Genomic DNA, 14,319 nt, shown 5'->3' on the forward strand with positions numbered 1-14,319 from the left:
CAAAAAATAAAAAAGGAAAATTTCATGCATAAAAATATATATAAACATAGAAAATTTGAAGCTTTTTTACTGCTTTTTACTCTTGCTTTTTGTGCTTTTGCTATTTCTGAGCTTAGTTTTTTCAAAAATCTTGGAATTTCAGCTTTAATCATAGCTGTAATTTTGGGAGCTTTAATAGGAAATTTAGCACATCAAAATGCAAATTTACTCAAAAAATCAGGAGTTTTAAACATAGCAACAAAAGAAATTTTAAGACTTGGGATTATACTTTATGGCTTTAGAATTACTTTTAATGATTTAGAAAAAGTTGGATTAAATGGGATTTTATTAGCATTTTTAGTGGTATTTTCTACCTTTTTTATAGGGCTTTTGCTAGGAAAATTATTCAAACTTGATCTTAAAGAAAGTATACTTATAAGTAGTGGCTCAAGCATTTGTGGAGCAGCTGCTGTGATGGCTAGTGAAAGCATTGTTAAAGGTGGCTCTGCTAAAGTTGGCGTGGCAGTTTGCACTGTGGTGGTTTTTGGAACTTTAGGGATGTTTTTATATCCTTTGGCTTGGAATTTGGGTTGGTTTGATTTTTTTAATTTAAAGCAAATGGGCTATTTCATGGGAGCAAGCTTGCATGAAGTTGCACATACTGTTGCAGCAGGTGAAGCTGTGCAAGCAGGAGATGGTGCTGTCATAGAAAAAATGATGCGTGTTTTAATGTTAGTACCTTTTTTGATTTTCTTAAGTCTTTTTTCATTAAAATTTCTAAGCAAAAATAATGAAAAAATTTCCATTAAAGCAAATATTCCTTATTTTGCTTTGTGGTTTTTATTTGCTTGTGGTATTAGCTCACTTGAAATATTAAATACCGATTTTGCGCTTAACTATATAAAACCAAGCATACAAACCATAGACACACTTTTACTTTCTATGGCTATGGTAGCTTTGGGAGTGAATATTCATAAAAATGTTTTAAAAAATGCAGGTTTTAAACCATTTTTAATGGCATTGTTGCTTTTTATTTGGTTAATCTTTATATCAATTAGCTTAATTTTCTTATTAAATTTATAATATGTTTCATTATGAAACATATTATAGCATTTTATATTTTTTTATTAATTTAATATTTATTTTTTACTACTTTATATTTAAATAGTATTATAATTGAGATGAAATAAATACCAAAAAAGGAGCTAACATGTTCACGCCTAAAACAAAAAGCGAATTAGTTGCTCTTGTTAGAGAAGAGCTTATTACCTTAGATGAAATCGATGTAAGCTTAATCACGGATATGTCTTATTTATTCTACTATTCTACTAGGACTAATTTTAATGGTATAGAAAAATGGGATGTATCAAATGTTAAAGATATGTCTTATATGTTTTATTGCTGCAAAAGCTTTAATCATGATATTTCTAAATGGAATGTTAGAAATGTTGAAAACATGGAAGGAATGTTTTTTGATTGTGAATCTTTTGATCAAGACTTATCTTCTTGGAATATGTCAAATGTTAAAGATACCAAGTATATGTTTTGTAATTGTCTTAAATTTAATCATAAAGTAGAAAATTGGGATGTGCATAATGCCATTACAATGGCACATATGTTTGAAAACTGCAAACAATTTGATCAAGATTTATCAAGATGGGATGTACACAATGCTAAAACAATGGCATTTTTATTGCATAATTGTACTAATTTTCACTATGATGTTAAAAAATTAGACATTGATAAAAATTGTAATATTCAAAAGATACTAGGGCACGAAGAAATACAAAATAAATATGCTATAAAACATTGATCGCAAGGTAAGCTATTGCTTACCTGCTTGGTTAATCCAAAGTCCCATAGCAATCACAACAATAACCTGCCCTAAAAAACCTTGAAATACGCTAAATAATCTTAACAAAGAACTAACGGGCGTTACATCGCCAAAACCTATCGTTAGCATAGTAACTCCACTAAAATAATAACAATCAACCAAACCCTTTATTCTATTTTGAATTTGAGGTTTTAAGTCATCATCTAAAGACCAAAAATTATGAATTCCTCTTATGGGGGTTTGAAACTGCACCTCTATAACTTTTTCTTGTAAATCTACAATATCTAAATTTTCATTTTTTTGAGTAGCAATTAACATTCTATTATAATTATCTACATCACAAGAAAAATAATACAAATTCCCATACGCAAACCATATCAAAACATAAGCATATAAAATAATAAAAAATTTTTCTTTAATATTAATCTTACTACTAAAAGCAGCCCAAATACTAATAAGCAAAAACATCATCAATGCTATAGCCACCATAATAGGAATAATATTTAAAATTAAAAATAAAATTTCAGAAGTAATTTTACCCGTTGCATAAATAGCAAGCTCATCAAATAAAAAACTACAAAATAAAGGCACCACAGCAAGCAAAGTCCAAACAAAAAGAAATCGTTTGGTACTTTTATGATAAATGCCAATATAATGATTTAAAAGTCTATGATATAGCATTAGCGAATTAACAATAAAGGTTTTTTAGCCTTAGTTAAAATATCATTTGTCAAACTACCAAATAAAATACTTTTTAACCAATGATGCGAATAAGCTCCCATGATCAATAAATCTATATCATTTTGCTCACCAAAATCAAATAAAGCCTGAGTAATCTCTCCACTTAAATGCTGAGTTTGTACATTTAAATTTGCTTCTTTAAAAATTTGACTTACTTGAGCTAATAACTCACAAGAAGCTTTTTCATCTTTAGAAACATTTACCACATAACGCTTTGCTTCTTTAAAAATAGGTCTTTTAATGGCTTGCTCTATAGCCTTTTTAGCTAAATTACTCCCATCATAAGCCATCATCACACTTTTAATCTCTTTAAAAGCAGAATTTACAAGCAAAATAGGTACATTTAAAGCTCTTACTAATTCTTCTGTATGAATGCCTATTTTATTTTTCTTACCTCCGCCTTTTAAACCTGCTATGGCTAATCTTATTTGATCATTATATTCTTTTAAAACTTCTTCTAAATCTCCATCTTTTTGCACACTAAAGCATTCTTTTACGCCTTGTTCTTTTGCATAAGCACAAAATTCTTCTAAAATTCTTTGCCCTTTTTTACAAAGATTTTCATTTTTTTGACTTTGCTCTTCTACTAAATCTTCAATCACACACCCACTAGCACCTATGCCAAAACTACAAGCTAATTCAGCATTAGTAAAATTTGGTTCTATGGTATATAAAAACATTAAAGGTAAATCTAGCTTTTTAGCTAAATACACCCCATAATACAAACTTTCCCTACAAGGCTCTAAAACATCTACACAAACTAGAATTTTTTCCATTTAATATCCTTTTGTAGTATTAATCTTGTGCTTTTTGCGCTATTAAAACACCTTCTATGATTTTTTTAATATCCCCATCTAAAATATTATCAACCTGCGAAAAAGCTTCGTTTGAGCGTGTATCTTTAACTTGTTGATAAGGAAAAAGCACATAAGAGCGGATTTGATGACCCCAGCCTATCTCACTTTTTTCGCTTGAATTTGCTTCATCTTGTTGTTTCATAAGCTCAAGCTCATAAAGGCGTGATTTTAGCATTTTAAAAGCAGTTGCTTTGTTTTTGTGTTGGCTTCTATCGTTTTGACATTGCACTACTATACCACTTGGCATATGAGTTATGCGCACTGCTGATTCAGTTTTATTAACATGCTGCCCACCTGCTCCGCTTGCTCTATAATAATCAATCCTTATATCTTTTTCTTCAATTTCTATTTCTATATCATCATCAAGTTCAGGTGAAACCATCACACTAGAAAAACTCGTATGGCGACGCCCTGCACTATCAAATGGAGAAGTTCTTACTAAACGATGAATACCATTTTCAGCTTTTAAATACCCATAAGCATTTTCACCTTTTACTAAAAAACTAACATCTTTAAGTCCTGCTTCTTCGCCTTCTTGAAAGTCAAGTGTTTCTACTTTAAAACCTTCTCTTTCACAAAATCTCAAATACATCCTATAAAGCATACTAGCCCAGTCATTACTCTCCGTTCCACCCGCTCCTGGGTGAATAGAAACTATGGCGTTTTTACCATCATTTTCCCCGCTTAAAAGCATAGAAATTTCAAGATTTACAATAAGATCTTCTAGCTTGTTTGCATCTTCGAATAAAGCTTCTATAGTATCTAAGTCATTTTCACTATTAGCTAGATCAAAAAGCTCGCTAGCATCATTTAAAGCATTATTTGCATTTTCATAATTTTTAAGTAAATTTGAAATTTTAGTTTTTTCTTTACCTATCACTCCTGCTTGTTTTACATCACTCCAAAAAGAAGGGGAATTTTCTAAATTTTCTATTTCTTTTAATCTTGCTTTTATCTCTTCAGGCTTAATGATAGAAGCGATATTTCCAACTTTGTTTTTTAATTTTTTTAAAAGTTCGCTGTATTCGTAATTATCCATAAAAATTTTCTTTCTAATTTTGATATAATTTAATCTTATAATTTTAGCAAAAAATAAAACATTTAAAGTGAGAAATATGCCAAAACTTTTTTTAATGTCTTTAGGTTGTAATAAAAATTTAGTTGATAGTGAAATCATGCTTGGAAGATTAAGTGATTATGAAATTTGTGATGAGCCAAGCATAGCTGATGTTTTGATTGTAAATACTTGTGGCTTTATAGATAGTGCTAAAAAAGAAAGCATTAATGCGATTTTAGACTTACACGAGCAAAGAAAAAAAGATTCATTGTTAGTTGTAACAGGCTGTTTAATGCAACGCTACCGTGAGGAATTGATGAAAGAACTACCTGAAGTTGATCTTTTTACTGGTGTGGGAGATTATGAAAAAATTGATGAGATGATACTTAAAAAAACTAATCTTTTTTCAAATTCTACTTACTTACAAGATAAAAACACCAATCGCGTGATCACAGGCTCTAACTATCACGCCTTTATCAAAATAGCTGAAGGGTGCAATCAAAAATGTTCATTTTGCGCCATACCAAGCTTTAAAGGAAAACTCAAATCAAGAAGTTTAGAAAGCATTGTAAATGAAGTAAAAGAGCTTGTTAAAAAAGGCTATAAAGACTTTTCTTTTATCGCTCAAGATACAAGTTCGTATTTATTTGATCAAGGTCAAAAAGATGGACTTTTAAAGCTTATTGAAGCTATAGAAGATATCCAAGGTGTAAAAGCTGCTAGAATTTTATATCTATACCCAACAAGCATTAGTAAAGAAGTAATAGAAAAGATCATTCAATCAAAAGTTTTTGTAAATTATTTTGATATGCCTTTGCAACACATCAGTGACAATATGCTTAAAATCATGAAACGTGGAGCTAATAAAGCTAAATTAATCGAGCTTTTAAATTTAATGAAACAAGCCCCAAATTCATTTTTACGCACAGGTTTTATAGTAGGACACCCTGGAGAGAGTGATGAGGATTTTGAAGAATTATGCGCTTTTATAAAAGAATTTGATTTTGATAGAATTAGTGTTTTTGCTTATTCTAAAGAAGAAGATACCGCAGCTTTTGAAATGGAACAAATTCCTAGTAAAATCATCAATACAAGATTAAAAGTGATAGAAAAAATCGTCGATGAATGCATAGAAAAAAGCTTTAATCAGCAAGTTGGTAAAAAAACCTTAGCATTTTGCGAAGGACAAAGCTCTGAAGGAGAATTTTTCATCGGTGCAAAAGATTTGCGTTGGGATAGAAATATAGATGGAGAAATTCTCATCAATGAAAGTGATTGTGGAAATTTAGAAATGGGTGAGCTTTATGAGTGTGAAATCACACAGAGCTTAGATAAAAAACTCATTGCAAAAGCCTTAAGAAAGCTTGATGATTGATAGCAAATATTTAAATCATTTAAAGCAAGGGAGAAATCTTTTAGCGTTTTCTCACGGGAGTGATTCTAGTGCTTTATTTTTCATGCTTTTAGAAAAAAATATAGATTTTGATCTTGCTTTTATAAACTATAAAACTCGCAAAAATAGTGATAAAGAAGAACAAAGTGCTAAAGAATTAGCCAAGCGTTTTCATAAAAAAATTTATATCAAAACCGCACCCAAAATAACAAAAAATTTCGAAGCTTGCGCAAGAGCTTTACGTTATGAGTTTTTTGAAGAACTTTGCAAAAATCACTCTTATAATAATCTTTTACTAGCTCACCATTTAAATGATAAACTAGAGTGGTTTTTAATGCAATTTTCTAAAGGTGCAGGGCTTAGAGAATTACTTGGTTTTAAAGATATTGAAAAAAGAAAATATTTTACTATCATAAGACCCTTGCTTGAAATTCCTAAAGAAGAAATTTCAAATTACTTAAAAGAAAACAATATCACTTATTTTCATGATGAGAGCAATGATGATGAAAAATATTTTAGAAATTTCATACGCAAAAATTTTACTAATGAGTTTTTAAAGCTTTATCCAAATGGAGTAAGAAAGAGCTTTAAATACCTAGAAAAAGACTTAAAAGAAGAAAATACTTATGAATTTAAAAATATTTACATTACTCATAAAGATGAAAGTTTAATCGCAAAATGTTTTAAAAAACTTGGAGTACTTTTAAGTGCTAAACAAAGACAAGAAGTATTAAAAGGCGATGGAGTGATTTCGCATAAAATAGGCATTGTTTATATGCAAGAAAAAGTATTGATTTTTCCTTTTATAAGTTGTGAGAAAATACCAAAAGAATTTAAAGAAATTTACAGAAAAGCAAAAATCCCTAAACTCTTAAGAGCATATTTATACACAAAAAATATTGATGTAAAAGAACTTATGCAAGCTCTTTTATGATTTCTTCAAAAAGCTCTTTTACTCTTGTTTCTAAAAAGTCTTTAAATTCAGCACTTGTAGCTTCAGCACGCATGATAAGATATGGACTTGTGTTAGAAGCACGCAAAAGTGCCCAGCCTTCTTTAAAAGTGATTCTAACTCCGTCAATTTCATTACAATCAAGCACATTTTCAAAAGCGTTTGCTTTTATTTTTTCTTTAAATTTTTCTATGATTTGAAATTTATTTTCCTCACTAACCTTAAGCTTAATCTCTTCACTTGCATAAAGTTTTGGTAACTCTTTAACTAATTTTTCTATATCAAAACCATTTACTAAAAGCTCTAAGGTTCTTAAAAATGCATAAATTCCATCATCATAACCAAAATATCTATCTTTAAAGAAAATATGCCCACTAAGCTCTGCTGCTATGTCGATATTTTGCTCTTTCATCATTTTTTTAATGTTAGAATGCCCGGTCTTACCCATCATGATAAAACCAAATTTAGCTACCTCATCAAAGAGGTTTTTAGAGCATTTTACTTCACCTAAAACTCTAGGATTTTTTATATTTTTAGCAAATAAATAACAAAGCTCATCACCCTTAAACACATAATCTTTACTTGCGACTACTAAACGATCTCCATCTCCATCAAAAGCAAAGCCCATTTTTGCGTTTTCATTTTCTTTTAGCGCAACTTGCAATGCGTGTAAATTTTCAAGCTCTGTTGGATCGGGTGCGTGATTTGGGAAATTTCCATCAGGATTTTCAAATAAAATTTGCGCATTAAGATTTAATTTTTCCACCAAAGGCTTTATAATCACTCCAGTAGCTCCATTTGCACAATCAATAATGATTTTTTCTTTATAGCCCTTAAGATGTGAAAAATGTTTAGCTAAAAAGTCTATATATAAGCTTTTAACATCATAATTTTCATATCTTAAATCATCATTGATTTCAAGTTCTAAATACTCTTGCACTTTTAAAGAAAGCTTTTTCAAATCAGTACCAAAAAAACTTTCTTTGTTAATCGTGATTTTAAAGCCATTGTATTCTTTTGGATTGTGCGAACCTGTTATCATAATATTTGCATCAAAAATATCATCAAAAAATAAACTAAAATACCCCATAGGAGTTGGTGCTAAGCCTATATTAAAAACTTGCATATTAGTTTTATTTAAACCACTGATTAAATAATTAAAAAGTTCATTTGCACTATATCTTGCATCATAACCTACGCTTACTTTCTCGCAACCTCTTGATTTCATTTCTAAACCCAAAGCATAGCCTATGGCTTTTACACTTTTTTCATTTAACTCACTTGGGTAAAGCCCTCTTATATCATACTCTCTAAAAATCAAATCTAACATTTTAATCCTTTTGTCTTCTAAGTTCTAATTTTGCTTGTTTTAAACTTTCTTCTATGTTTTCATTTTTGCTTGATAAACAAAGTTTAATTTCTAATTTTGCATTTTGCTCTTTCAATTCAAAACTATATTTTTGCATAAAATTTTCAAGCATTTGAAGCTTGCTTTGCACAAAAGCTATATTTTCATTTTCAAATACAATGATAAAATAATCCTTATCATCTTTAAAAACCCTAGCATGTAAAGCTTTTTTTAAAATCCTAGCAAATTCATGCATTATAAACTCACCTATTTTTGAGCCTTTTTGATGATAAATTTCATTGATATTTTTTACTTCAATCAAGGCTAAATGAAAATTTTCAAGCCCTTGAGCATATCTTCTTAAGGCTTTTAAATTTGGCAAATTGGTTAAAGTGTCAAAAAAGGCTATTTTATAAGCTTTATACACTAAAAATCCTATCAACACCAAAGAAGCAAATTCATAATAACCCAAATCAACACTATTGTAAAATAAAAACTGCACACTCAAGCCCATATAAGCTAGTAAAAAATGAAAATCATTGTTTTTAAAATACGAAAATAATAAAAATATCATTCCCACCCAAAACACACAAAAGCTTAACTCACTAATAGGCTTAAAAAATTGCGTTGAAAGGCCAAAAATTTCACTTGTAATACTTGCATTAAAATTAGTGCTTGTGCTAAGTATTAACGCTACAAAACCCATGAAGGCTAAATACGCAAATTTAATGAGATTAATTCTTTCAAACACAAGTTTGCTATCTTGTAAAAACACAAAAAGCACAAAAGAAAAAGGTAAAAACACCGAGATAAACAAATGCGCTTGATATTCACTTGCCACTAAAGATAAAGCTCTAGCACATAAAATCAACAAAAGTAAGAAAAAAATCTTATTTTGCTTAAAAAAATAAGCTAAAAATAAAGCTAAGATATTAAAAACCAAAGTCATACTAGGCAATGTTTTTAACAATAAATACGAAAAATCCAAAATAATAAACCTTTTTTTGTTAAAATTATAGCAAAAATATTTTAAGGATATTAATGGTAGAAGTAAAAAATCTCACTATGCGTTTTGCAAATCAGTTATTATTTGAAGATGTAAATTTAAAATTAAACCGTGGTGAAAGATATGGGCTTATAGGCGCAAATGGTGCAGGAAAATCAACCTTTTTAAAAATTCTCTCAGGCGAAATAGAATCAAGCAGTGGAGAAATTTGCATAGATCCAAATTTAAAAATCGCAGTGTTAGGACAAGATCAATTTGCTTTTGAAAACTACACTATCAAAGATGCGGTAATGTGTGCAAATAAAAGATTATATGATGCACTAAAAGAAAAAGAAAAACTTTATATGAGTGAAGAATTTACCGATGCAATCAATGATAGATTAAGCGAGCTTGAAATCATAACAGCAGAAGAAGATCCAAACTATGATTGTGAGCTTAGATGTGAAAAAATTCTTAGTTCTTTAAATATAAAAGATTTTAATGCTCTCATGAGTACTTTACAAAGTGCGGATAAATTTAAAGTTTTATTAGCACAAGTATTGTTTTTAGGTGCTGATGTATTATTTTTAGATGAACCTACAAACAACCTTGACTTAGAAGCTATTTCTTGGCTTGAAAATGAACTTTTAAGACATGAGGGAACTTTAGTAGTAATTAGTCATGATAGACATTTTCTAAATAAAGTTTGTACAAGAATTTTAGATGTGGATTTTAAACAAATACGCGATTTTGCTGGAAATTATGATGATTGGTACATGGCTTCAACCTTACTTGCTAAACAAGCTGAACTCAAACGCGATAAAACTTTAAAAGAAAGAGAAGAATTAGAAAATTTCATACGTCGTTTTAGCGCTAATGCTTCAAAAGCCAAACAAGCTACAAGTAGAGCCAAAGCTTTAGAAAAACTTGAACTTGAAGAGATTAAAACTTCAAGCAGGCGTGATCCTAGCATAGTTTTTAGAACTAATAGAGAAATAGGAAATGAAGTTTTAGAATTAAAAGGTATTAGCAAAGCTTATGATAGAACTTTATTTGAAAATTTAGAATTAAAATTAGAAAAAGGTGATAAAATAGCCCTAATCGGTGCAAATGGTGTTGGAAAAAGCACTTTAGCTAAAATCATTGCTTCAAAATTAGAACCCGATAGTGGCCACATCCATCTTGGTGCTACCATAGAAATGGGATATTTTTCACAAGATACGACGAATTTAATTAATGAAGATTTGAAACTTTATGAATGGCTAATGAGTGAAAAATTCAAAGATTTAGACGAAATTCGCAAATGTCTTGGTAGAATGCTCTTTAGCGGAAGTGATCAAGAAAAAATGGCTTCTAGCTTAAGCGGGGGTGAAAAACACCGCTTAATGCTTTCAAAATTAATGTTAGAACGTGGAAATTTCTTGCTTTTAGATGAACCGGATAATCATTTAGATCTTGAAAGTATCATTGCATTAGGCGAAGCCTTGTATAATTTCAAAGGTTGTGTGATATGCATAAGCCACGATAGAGAGCTAATTAGTGCTTTTGCTAATCGTATATGGTTTTTAGAAGATGGAAAATTAACAGACTTTAAAGGAAGTTATGACGAATTTTTAGGAGGTTTAGAATGAATTCGTTTAAGATAAAATATGCAGCTGGTTTTGGACATTTTACTCAAAATCACAGGGGTTTTGGCCCAACTATCTATGTAGAAGAAAGTATTGATTTTCAAAGCGAAAAAGATTATTTTGACTATGTTGAATTTTATGAAAAATTCAGTAAAGAAGATGATACTTATTTTCACATTTCATTTTTAGAAGATCGCCCTTTAACTTCTCAAGAATTAGAAAGTAGAAATGCTTATAGAAAACTAAGGGATGAACGCTGTAATAAAGCTAGAGAAGAGTTTATTAAAAACAATGAAATAGAAGCGGAATACTACCCAACTCATGGTGATTAAGGAATAATTTTTGCTTGTTTTTTCCTTGTAATATTTTGAAAGGAGAAAACATGCAAGTTAACCATGATAATTTATCGGTTAAAGAGTATGGATATGGTCAAAGTAGTGCTTATAAAAGCACTCAAGGAGCTAATGAAGACTTTATGTCTTTACTTAGTCAAAACAATAGTGAAAATTTAAACGAGCAAAGCATAAAACTTGATGAGCTTTTTTCAAAAGCTATGAGTCAAGATCAATTTAGCACAGGAATTTTTAGCTCAAATATGTCAAATATTTATAATTATCGTTTTAGAGGACAAAACGAAACTCCTATGCAAGCCAATATAGAAGAAAAACAAGAGCCACAAAAAGATATGGTAAAAGATCTTTTAAATTCTTTATGAAAATGAAGTAAGCAAACGCTTACTTCCAAATAAGTCCACTAAATTCAAACTCTTTTGCAAATTTTTTAAATTCCTCTTCTTCTTTTGCATTAACACTTAAAAACAATTCAACATTTTCTTGAAATTTTTTTTCATATGAAATGTTATTTTTATTTAAAAAATGCTCAAATCTTGCATAAAGATGAAAAGGAATGTTTAAATTTAAAACATTTTTAGCTTCAAATTCTAAAAGCGTTGCATTTAAAATAGCTTCATTTGTAGCTTCACTATAAGCTCTTACAAGACCACCTGTACCAAGTTTAATCCCTCCAAAATAACGCACCACAATCACCGCACAATTAACAAGCAAAGCTCCTCTTAAAACATTCAAACAAGGCATAGCAGAAGTTCCTTTTGGTTCGCCATCATCGCTTTTATCTTCTATGATTTGATCAAATTCATTTAAATACCTATAAGCATATACAAAATGCACGGCTTTTAAATGCTCATTTCTTAGTTTTTGCATTAAAGTTTGAAAATCTTCAAAAGGACATAAAAAAGACAAAAAAGTTGATTTTTTAATTTCTATTTTTGCTTGATAAATTTGATCAATGGTTTTCATATTTTCCTTAAATTAGTTATAATATTTAAATAAAATTATAATCAAAACAACTTATAAAAATTTAAGGATAAACTATGCTTCAAACTTGTATTTTTCCTGCAGCAGGTTATGGTACTAGATTTTTACCTGCTACAAAAACCCTACCTAAAGAAATGCTACCTATACTAACTAAGCCTTTAATTCATTATGGTGTAGATGAGGCTTTAGAAGCTGGTATGGAAACTATGGGCTTTGTTACAGGACGTGGAAAAAGAGCTTTGGAGGATTATTTTGATATTTCTTATGAACTTGAACACCAAATCGCAGGTACTAAAAAAGAATATCTTTTAAGTGAAATAAGGACACTCATAGATCGTTGCACTTTTACTTTTACAAGACAAAATGAAATGAAAGGCTTAGGAGATGCAGTTTTAAAAGCAAAGCCTTTGGTGCAAGATGAAGCTTTTGGGGTAATTTTGGCAGATGATTTATGCGTAAATGAAGATGGGGTAAATGTCCTAGCTCAAATGGTAAAAATTTATGAAAAATACCGCTGCTCTGTTATAGCTGTAATGGAGGTTGAAGCCAATCAAGTTTCAAATTATGGGGTTATAGCAGGAAATGCTGTGGAGGAGGATTTAATCATGGTAAATTCTATGGTAGAAAAACCTGATCCAAAAGATGCTCCAAGCAATTTAGCCATCATAGGAAGATACATTCTAACGCCTGATATTTTTGGTATTTTAGAAAATACTAAAGCAGGTAAAAACGGAGAAATTCAACTAACCGATGCCTTACTTTCACAAGCAACTAACAATATGGTTTTAGCTTATAAATTTAAAGGAAAAAGGTTTGACTGTGGAAGCGTAGAAGGCTTTGTGGAAGCGACAAATTATTTTTATGAGAAAAGTAAAAATGCTAAATAATACTTTATTTTTTAAAACCCAAGATTTTAAAAAAATCACCGCTTATGCAAATAGAATGAATGATGAGTTAGAAAGTGGTGATATAGGGTATTATCACTTAGTAGATACAAGCTTTGATTTAATCAAAGAAAGTAAAGAATTTATCGCAGCTAAACCTCATATAGAAAATATTATTTTAGTAGGTATGGGTGGATCAAGTTGTGGAGTTAAAGCTTTAAAAGAGCTTTTATTTGATCAAGTAGAAGAAAAAAAACTTTTCATCATAGATAATACTTCCTCACATACTTTTACCCAAACTATGCAAAAAATAAATCCCAAAAAAACACTTTTCATCATAGCAAGTAAATCAGGTACAACTATAGAGGTGATTTCTTTATTTAAACTCATCATTGCTCATTTTGATTTTAAAAATGAAAATTTACACGAAAACTTTGTGTTTATTACTGATTTTGAGTCAAAACTTCACAAACTAGGAGAAGAATTAAACATAAAATGCTTTTTTATACCTAAAAATGTTGGAGGTAGATTTAGTGTTTTATCTGCTATTGGTATTGTTCCTTTGAGTTTTTGTGGGTATGATACTAAAGCCTTATTAGAAGGTGCAAAAGCTTGTTATGTGGATTTTTTTAAGAAAAAATGTGATCAAATTTTGCAAAAGGCTTATCATTACTGCACACATAAAAGTGCACATATTAATGTGCTTTTTTCTTATGGAGATGCTTTTAAGGGCTTTAATGAATGGTATATTCAACTAATTGCTGAAAGTCTAGGCAAAAAACAAGGCTTTAAACGCATAGGTTTAACTCCTATTGCTTTAATTGGCGCTAGAGATCAGCATAGCTTTTTACAACTTATCATGGATGGACCTAAAGATAAAACTGTTACTTTTTTAAAAATCAAAGATAGTCAAAAATCTCCTAGTATCCCAAATATAAGCTTTAATCATTTGCAAAATTGTGACTTTACTAATGAGGTCAATTTACATGATCTTTTAAATGCTCAATGTGATGCAACCATGCATGCATTAATTGCTGAAAATTTAAGTGTTGATGTAATAGAACTTGAAAAATTAGATGCTTATCATTGTGGGTATTTGATGTATTATTATGAGTTATTTACTTCTGCATGTGGCATTATGCTTGGAATTAATACTTATGATCAACCTGGTGTTGAAGTAGGGAAATTAATACTAAAAAATATGCTAAGTAAATAAATTTGCTTTATTGTAAAAAAAGAGTATAATGAAAATATAATAATTACTAACATTAAAATTTATTAGATAATAATAATTATTATTTAAGAATTTTATGTTATAATTTTTAAA

Annotated in this window: 15 protein-coding genes; 9 read left to right on the forward strand and 6 right to left on the reverse strand. The window is 29.6% G+C overall.

The annotated features are described in order from the left end of the window. The first annotated feature begins 24 nt into the window (after positions 1-24). Complete coding sequence (locus tag CAMP5053_RS01980) at positions 25-1,062, forward strand: YeiH family protein (RefSeq protein ID WP_337217176.1); 1,038 nt, start codon at positions 25-27, stop codon at positions 1,060-1,062. Between the two features lie 127 nt (positions 1,063-1,189). After that, positions 1,190-1,792, forward strand: a complete 603-nt coding sequence (locus CAMP5053_RS01985) for a BspA family leucine-rich repeat surface protein (protein ID WP_087700689.1) — start codon at positions 1,190-1,192, stop codon at positions 1,790-1,792. A 12-nt stretch (positions 1,793-1,804) separates the two neighbouring features. On the opposite strand, the gene CAMP5053_RS01990 is transcribed toward CAMP5053_RS01985, so the two are convergent. Genes CAMP5053_RS01990 through prfB form a run of 3 tightly spaced genes read right to left on the reverse strand, consistent with a single transcriptional unit; the run spans position 1,805 to position 4,450 of the window. Further along, positions 1,805-2,494, reverse strand: a complete 690-nt coding sequence (locus tag CAMP5053_RS01990; RefSeq protein WP_087700688.1) for a potassium channel family protein — start codon at positions 2,492-2,494, stop codon at positions 1,805-1,807. Then, positions 2,494-3,330 (reverse strand): universal stress protein, encoded by an 837-nt coding sequence (locus CAMP5053_RS01995; RefSeq protein WP_087700687.1) that lies wholly within the window; start codon positions 3,328-3,330, stop codon positions 2,494-2,496. The genes CAMP5053_RS01990 and CAMP5053_RS01995 overlap by 1 nt, the downstream gene beginning before the upstream one ends. A gap of 19 nt (positions 3,331-3,349) precedes the next feature. Then, a complete protein-coding gene (gene prfB, locus CAMP5053_RS02000) occupies positions 3,350-4,450 on the reverse strand; it encodes a peptide chain release factor 2 (RefSeq protein ID WP_039617474.1) in 1,101 nt (366 codons plus the stop codon). 76 nt (positions 4,451-4,526) lie between these two features. Between prfB and rimO the strand changes: the two genes are divergently transcribed. Together rimO and tilS are read left to right on the forward strand one after the other, a co-directional pair. After that, positions 4,527-5,843, forward strand: coding sequence for a 30S ribosomal protein S12 methylthiotransferase RimO (gene rimO / locus CAMP5053_RS02005; protein ID WP_337217177.1), 1,317 nt, complete (start codon positions 4,527-4,529; stop codon positions 5,841-5,843). Beyond that, entirely contained in the window at positions 5,833-6,795 is a 963-nt protein-coding gene (gene tilS, locus CAMP5053_RS02010) for a tRNA lysidine(34) synthetase TilS (protein ID WP_337217178.1), read from the forward strand. Before rimO ends, tilS begins: the two co-directional genes overlap by 11 nt. Here tilS and CAMP5053_RS02015 read toward each other — a convergent pair. Next, positions 6,776-8,143 (reverse strand): phosphomannomutase/phosphoglucomutase, encoded by a 1,368-nt coding sequence (locus CAMP5053_RS02015; protein WP_337217179.1) that lies wholly within the window; start codon positions 8,141-8,143, stop codon positions 6,776-6,778. The two genes, tilS and CAMP5053_RS02015, sit on opposite strands and share 20 nt — an antisense overlap. A 1-nt stretch (position 8,144) precedes the next feature. Then, entirely contained in the window at positions 8,145-9,149 is a 1,005-nt protein-coding gene (locus CAMP5053_RS02020) for a diguanylate cyclase domain-containing protein (RefSeq protein WP_087700683.1), read from the reverse strand. A gap of 53 nt (positions 9,150-9,202) precedes the next feature. On the opposite strand from CAMP5053_RS02020, the gene CAMP5053_RS02025 reads away from it, so the two are divergent. The 3 genes from CAMP5053_RS02025 to CAMP5053_RS02035 are packed head-to-tail and all read left to right on the forward strand — an operon-like array spanning position 9,203 to position 11,489. Continuing rightward, complete coding sequence (locus tag CAMP5053_RS02025; RefSeq protein WP_087700682.1) at positions 9,203-10,777, forward strand: ABC-F family ATP-binding cassette domain-containing protein; 1,575 nt, start codon at positions 9,203-9,205, stop codon at positions 10,775-10,777. Then, positions 10,774-11,106: a hypothetical protein gene (locus CAMP5053_RS02030; RefSeq protein ID WP_039617462.1), complete on the forward strand. Its 333-nt coding sequence runs from the start codon at positions 10,774-10,776 to the stop codon at positions 11,104-11,106. The genes CAMP5053_RS02025 and CAMP5053_RS02030 overlap by 4 nt, the downstream gene beginning before the upstream one ends. Positions 11,107-11,156: 50 nt before the next feature. After that, a complete protein-coding gene (locus tag CAMP5053_RS02035) occupies positions 11,157-11,489 on the forward strand; it encodes a hypothetical protein (RefSeq protein ID WP_039627883.1) in 333 nt (110 codons plus the stop codon). A gap of 19 nt (positions 11,490-11,508) precedes the next feature. Here the strand turns inward: CAMP5053_RS02035 and CAMP5053_RS02040 are convergent, their stop codons facing one another. After that, on the reverse strand, positions 11,509-12,090 hold the full coding sequence (locus CAMP5053_RS02040) for an IMPACT family protein (RefSeq protein WP_214135645.1): 582 nt from the start codon (positions 12,088-12,090) through the stop codon (positions 11,509-11,511). 74 nt (positions 12,091-12,164) lie between these two features. Here CAMP5053_RS02040 and galU point away from each other — a divergent pair, with 74 nt between their 5' ends. Beyond that, on the forward strand, positions 12,165-12,995 hold the full coding sequence (gene galU, locus CAMP5053_RS02045; protein WP_087700679.1) for a UTP--glucose-1-phosphate uridylyltransferase GalU: 831 nt from the start codon (positions 12,165-12,167) through the stop codon (positions 12,993-12,995). Continuing rightward, the gene (locus CAMP5053_RS02050) at positions 12,985-14,208 is read left to right on the forward strand and encodes a glucose-6-phosphate isomerase (protein ID WP_337217203.1); all 1,224 of its coding nucleotides are present in this window, start codon (positions 12,985-12,987) and stop codon (positions 14,206-14,208) included. Before galU ends, CAMP5053_RS02050 begins: the two co-directional genes overlap by 11 nt. Positions 14,209-14,319: the final 111 nt, after the last annotated feature.

This window comes from Campylobacter sp. S4:11, assembly GCF_024723695.1.
Taxonomy (GTDB): domain Bacteria; phylum Campylobacterota; class Campylobacteria; order Campylobacterales; family Campylobacteraceae; genus Campylobacter_D; species Campylobacter_D jejuni_C.